Origin of the sequence: Mycobacterium sp. (genome assembly GCF_035633495.1) — a bacterium.
GTDB lineage: Bacteria > Actinomycetota > Actinomycetes > Mycobacteriales > Mycobacteriaceae > Mycobacterium.
Window position 1 is genome coordinate 1 of the sequence record NZ_DASQEU010000152.1, and the last position, 5,766, is coordinate 5,766.

The 5,766-nt window shown below is 65.5% G+C and carries 5 protein-coding genes and 1 pseudogene; all 6 read right to left on the reverse strand.

The window, feature by feature from the left end:
* Positions 1 to 217 precede the first annotated feature (217 nt).
* The 6 genes and pseudogenes from VET27_RS22765 to VET27_RS22790 all read right to left on the reverse strand — a co-directional run bounded on the left by VET27_RS22765 (position 218) and on the right by VET27_RS22790 (position 5,745).
* A complete protein-coding gene (locus VET27_RS22765) occupies positions 218 to 499 on the reverse strand; it encodes a hypothetical protein (RefSeq protein WP_526521871.1) in 282 nt (93 codons plus the stop codon).
* 139 nt (positions 500 to 638) lie between these two features.
* Complete coding sequence (locus tag VET27_RS22770; protein WP_526521872.1) at positions 639 to 1,505, reverse strand: alpha/beta fold hydrolase; 867 nt, start codon at positions 1,503 to 1,505, stop codon at positions 639 to 641.
* A gap of 39 nt (positions 1,506 to 1,544) precedes the next feature.
* Positions 1,545 to 2,924, reverse strand: a complete 1,380-nt coding sequence (locus VET27_RS22775) for an FAD-binding oxidoreductase (protein ID WP_526521873.1) — start codon at positions 2,922 to 2,924, stop codon at positions 1,545 to 1,547.
* The gene (locus VET27_RS22780) at positions 2,921 to 4,402 is read right to left on the reverse strand and encodes an amino acid permease (protein ID WP_526521874.1); all 1,482 of its coding nucleotides are present in this window, start codon (positions 4,400 to 4,402) and stop codon (positions 2,921 to 2,923) included. The genes VET27_RS22775 and VET27_RS22780 overlap by 4 nt, the downstream gene beginning before the upstream one ends.
* A gap of 117 nt (positions 4,403 to 4,519) precedes the next feature.
* Complete coding sequence (locus tag VET27_RS22785) at positions 4,520 to 4,864, reverse strand: hypothetical protein (RefSeq protein ID WP_526521875.1); 345 nt, start codon at positions 4,862 to 4,864, stop codon at positions 4,520 to 4,522.
* A gap of 15 nt (positions 4,865 to 4,879) precedes the next feature.
* A pseudogene (locus VET27_RS22790) lies at positions 4,880 to 5,745 on the reverse strand (serine hydrolase domain-containing protein).
* Positions 5,746 to 5,766: the final 21 nt, after the last annotated feature.

A 5,766-nucleotide genomic window follows, 5' to 3' on the forward strand; every position in this document is an offset into this window, starting at 1 on the left:
CGGCTCGTGGTGACGTCGTTCACACGGATCTGACCCCTAAAGGCTCGGTCGTCACCGACGGAACCGAAACGTGCTGTCTCCCTGCTGATGCGGGCTCATGGCCGTCACGGCAATGTCGCCCATCGCCTTCAGGATCTCGGCCGCCAGACCACCTCCGCGTCCGCCCTTCGGAATCTCGGCCGCAATGGCGCACAGCGTGTTGAACGGCTGATCGGCGTCACGCCGCTTGAAGGCGTCGGCGATCGTCGCGTCGAAGCCACCGGGCAGCGGCGGCCGTGCCGTCCCACCAACACGGCACGGTGTGCGCGTCGGCAACCACCTCACCGGTCTGCTCGTCGCACATGGCGAACTGAAACTCCGCGAACTCTTCGGACAACCGTGACCAGAATTGGCGGTACGTCTCGCCCTGGAGGTTGAACTCCGGCCAAATGTCCGCATCGGGAATCGCCTTGTCCCGCAGATCTGGCCGCTCAGCCAGCGTTATCGCCACGTGGGTCACGGACGAAGCGTACGTGCCCACGCAGACGCACGAATGGTCATTCCCTGAATCGGCGTCGTAAAAGCGATGACCGCGTTGACATTTCGATGACTTCTATCGCCGTCTTGGGGAGTCACGCTGCCGGCCTCCAGTTCACACCTCAAGGGCCACGCAGGGCGCCGAAGATCTCCTCGTAGTGCAGGTGCGCCATGAAGTGCCCGCCGGACCGGCGACACAGCCTCGCACCGGGAATTCGGTCCGCCAGTTCGGAGGGCCAATCACCATCGACGAGTTCGTCATCGGTTCCGGTCCAGACGTCGACCCCCACGACGAGATCCTCTGGCGCGAATCCCCACGGCCGGATCCACGCTCGGTACTCCTCGACGACACCTGCCGGGCGGCGCAAGGCCTCCCGCGACATCAGTGCGAAGGTATCGAACCCCTCGTCCCGCAGAACGGCGGCATCCGCGGCACCCAAATCGCGTGCGGCCAGCCGACCGTACAAGGTCGGGGCACATCGCGCCGCCAAGCCCATTGTCCGAAAACATTGCTGGGCAACCCATGGCGCCCGCTCGGACAGCGAGGTGTACACACGGTCCATCATCGGCAGGTGATCGAAGACGCCCGGCTCGGTGAGCGGCAAGGCCCCCGCGATGATCGCGACCCGCGTCACCCGGAGCCACAACACATGCCCGATCGCGGCCGCATACTGCCCGCCCATCGACCATCCCATCGCGGCGAATCGGTCTACACCGAGTTGGTCCAGCAGCTCAGCGACGTCGCCGGCCCAGTCCAGGACGGTGCGGCCGGGTTGCGGGTCGGACAACCCAATGCCGGGCCGATCCGGAGACACCAGTCGGACTCCAGCGTGGCGGGCGACAGATGCGGCGGCGGCAACATCGCGTCGGCACGCGAGGCCCCCGTGCGCGTTGACGATGACGAAGCCGTCCGGATCGCCGAATTGCGCGAAACCCATGCGCCGCCCGTCCCGCAGACGGACGACGTGATCGTTGACGAACTCAACCATGGGCAGTGCGCGCCCTCGCTACGGAAACGCACAATGCGGTCACGTCGCCGGTGGAATGCTCTGCTCGAAGTTGAAGACGTTGTTGCAGTCGTACTTCGCCTTGATCGTGCGCAGTCGGTCGACATTTGGGCCCCAATAGGCGGTCGCCCAGTCCGCCATGCCGGCGTTCGGCACGTTGACGTAGGCGCCGTTCACGTAGGGCGCCAACGCATCGTTGAACTCGGCGATCCAGGCTTGTGACTTCGCAGTCAGCGGGTCCTCCGACGCCGGTATCCCCGCACCGCGAGTGCCCCAGCCGGCGCCAGGTTCGGCGTAGAACAGCGCGTTGCGGTGGGCGAACGCTGACCCGCCGGCGGGTTCACTGCCCGTGACGGCTCCGCCGAAGGCATTGGTGAAGTAGTTGCAGTCCGGTGCAGGTGCGTTCGACATGAATGCGCACACCACGCCGATCGCGGCCGCAGGGAACGGATCGGAGATGAACTGCGAGAAGAACTTCCAGTTCGGAGGCTCATCGGGGGTCGGTATCTGGAATCCCGCGTAGATGTCGGCCCAGTTGCCATCGGTCATCGAGACGTCGGGAGCGCCGACGGACAAAACCGGCGCCAGCATCTGTGTCGCCTCCTCGTGCGACCCGGAAGCGAGCACACCGATCAGCTGGATCGCGTCTCGGTGGATCTCGAGTTGGCTGGTGAGACGGTCATCGACGTGAGGGGCCGAGCGCTGCCAGGCCTCGAACACCCCGGGTAGGTCGTCGAGACCCGGCCACGTCGCGGTCACGTAGACGGACTGCGTCAGTGGACGGATCTTGTACGTCAGTGAGGTGACGATCCCGAAGTTGCCGTTGCCGGCGCCGCGGAGCGCCCAGAGCAGGTCCGAGTTGTTCTGCTCGTCGGCGATGATCGCCTGTGCCCCGCCATCTTTCGATGCGACGACGACTTCCGCCGCCATGAGGTTGTCGGACGCCATGCCGAACGTGCGGGTCAGAAGTCCGAAGCCGCCGCCAAGGGTCGCGCCGACGAGGCCGACTGTTCCCTCGGTGCCGGTCGGCGCCGCGAACCCGGCCTTGCCGAGCGCGGTGACGGCTTCGAGCTGGTTCAGTCCCGCGCCCACGGTCGCACGACCCGATGCCGCATCGATGGTCGCGGACTTCATCTCACTGACGTCGATCACGATGCCGTGATCGACGGTGGACCATCCCTCGAGACAGTGCCCACCGCTGCGCACTCGCAGGGGGACGTCGTTCTGCTGCGCCCAGACCAGTGCATTGACCACGTCCTGCGTCTGCTGAGCGAACACGATCACCATCGGCTCGTGGGTGAAGAGCAGATTCCAGGAGGTGCGCGCCTCCGGATAGTCGGCGTCGCCGGGACGGACGATCCTGCCCGTCAGCTCGGCCGGTCGTGCCGTGGTGGCGGTCATTCGGCGACCTCGGCCGCCGCGGCGGAAACCTCGCCCGGCTCGTGGTCCAGCACCTCACGATTGAAGATCATCATGTACGCGAAGTACACGCCGCCGGCAAGGATGAGGCCGGCGACGATCAGGGTGGGAACGGTGGCATCTCCGGGAGTGACGAGTACGAACAGTACGAATGCCTCCCAGATCAGCGCGGCGATGGCAACCGGCATTTCGAAGCGCCCGAGGCTGAACCCACCTTCCTTGTGCTCTAGTCGTTTCCGTACCGCCAGGTAGAGGATCACGATCGCGCCGTAGATGAGTGCGGGCAGAATCGTCGACCCGATGATCAGCTGCAGCAGTGCTTCACCGGGTAGGGCGAGCATCAGCACGACCCCGACGGCCAGGATCAGGATCGTGGCCGGCACCGGGGTTTGGGTGCGTGGGTTGACCCGTCGCATCAGCCCGTGCGCCGGGAACCGCTCGTCGCGGGCCATCGCGAACACCTGTCGCGAGCACGCTGCAACTATCACCATGCCCGCACCAAACATCGCAAACGCCAACCCCGCCAGAAGGATTCGTTCAGTGATCGGTCCCAGCTGGCTGCGAATGATCGCCGCGACCGGCGAGCCGCTGGCGCTCACCGCCGGAATGTCCTTGATCGCGACGGTGAGCGCGATCAGGAACAACAGCCCCAGCACTCCGGCGGCGACCACCGAAGCCACGATCGCGCGCGGGACGCTGCGAAACGGATCCTTGGCCTCCTCAGCCAAGTTCGCCGCGGAGTCGAAACCGACCAGCGTGGTCAGGCCCATGATCATTCCGGCCATCAACCCGCCGCCGATGGCGTAGTAGTTCGGCGAAGTCGCGGCGATTCCGCGGGAGGTGAGGTTGGCCAGGTCGCCGCTGCCGGTGAACACCATCACGGCCGCCAGTGCGATCACCAGCAGCACCACGATGCCGAGTTCGATGCCCACCGCACTGGAAGTGATCAGACCAAGCAGGCGCGTCGAGGCAATCACCAACACGGACTGAAGAACCAGAATCGCCACCGTGATCAGCCGCGCGGTGCCCTCGTTCTCCTGCATACCCACCAGGGGCATGAACGCCTGGCTCGCCAGCGCGTTGTCCAAGGCGACCACGGCGATCGCCAAGTACCAAAACGTCAGCCACCCGAACAGCCAGCCGATCTTCGGATTGGCCAGCCGCGAAGCCCACTGGTAGGACGACCCGCTGAGCGCGATGCGCGCCGCAAACTGGGCGACCACCAGGGCCACTAGGGCTTGCCCCACCGCAGCGAGAGTCCATAACCAGATGCCTACCGGTCCAGCGGTCGCGAGGAGATCGTCGTAGGTCGCGAAGATGCCGACAGCCACCGAGATGAACGCGAAAGAGACTGCGAACACCTGAAAGCCGCCCAGAGTTCGCTTCAGCTCCGGCTCGTAGCCGCAATCCCGACACTCTTCGTCGCCGGTGCTGAGGTCCGCCACGTTTTCTGCCGTCATCGATGCGTCCGATCGTTCGTGGCGAATATGCAGGAACAGTAAAGGACACCGCGAACTCCTTCGCGGCGAAACCAGCGATTGCGTCAGAATTGCCGGGGCTGAGCTCTCCGGAGATCCTCAGCGCGGTATCAGCCGGAATCCGCTGGCGACCCACTGGACGCGGCCGGTGTCATCTCGGATGAATGGCACGCGAGCGCCACCGACGACGCCCTCGTCCTTCGCCAGGAAGTCGATCGGAGCCGTCGGGCCGGGCGGCGGCCCGACGACCAACTGAAAAGTGTTGGGCTGCATCGTCTGGACCGTCGCAACCGTGAGTGTGTCGTCGACGGCCACCAATGTCTGCTCGGCACCCGGGTTGGAGTACCGGCCCGCGTAGTCGGCCAGCGCGGCTGCGGGCAGAGTGATTCTCGGTGCATCCTTCGGAACCATCAACGCGCGCGTCTTCCCGACCTTGCCGGCCAACGGCGCGAGGCAAGGTTACTGGCTGAGCGCCGCGTCGACGGTCTCGAGTTCGGCGGGCATCCCGGCGCCGATGTTGTTGACGAACAGCACGAGGGCGAATCGCTTCTCGGGGATCGCCATGAACACGGTGTGCTGACCGGCGGTGTCACCGTTGTGCATGATGGTGCGCACACCACCGACGTCCTGCACGAACCAGCTGCGTCCGATGCTGAGCGCCATGCTGGGGACACCCAGGGCGGGCTCTTGCATGCGCTGCAGGCTTTCCGCGGACACGATGGCCTTGGTCCCCGTCGGCGAAGCCCCGAGATGCATTCGGGCGTAGCGCGCCACGTCTCGGGTGGTCGCCCAGATCCCACCTGCCGGATCGACGGACCGCGGCAGCCACATCGGGGTCTGTACGGCAACACCATCAGTCCGTTGTTCGATCCCGCGTAGTGGCCGTCGGCGTAATGCCGTTGTATTACCGGAACCCTGTCCAGCAGAGTGTCGTCGAGTCCCAACGGGCCGAACACGAGATTGCGCATCGCCGTGTTGTAGCTGCTCCCGGTGATCCTTTCGATCACCCGCCCCAGCAGGGTGAAGGCGGAGTTGTTGTAGGAGAGGAACTTTCCCAGTGGATACTGCTGCGGAGCTTGCGGCAGAACGTCGGCGACGTAGCGTGCGATGCCGTTGTCGTCCTCGCTGGTATAGGTCCCGTCGTCGCCGTACCAGCCCGCGAAGTGCTCGAGCAGGTGGCTGATCGTGACCCGCGCGGCGGTGTCCTCGTCCATGACCCGCAGGTCGGGGACATAGGTGCGTACCGGCGCGTCCAGATCGACGGCGCCCTGGTCGATGAGGTGCCAGATCGCGCACGCGGTGTAGGTCTTCGTCAGGGACCCGATCCGGAAGAGGGTCGATGCGCC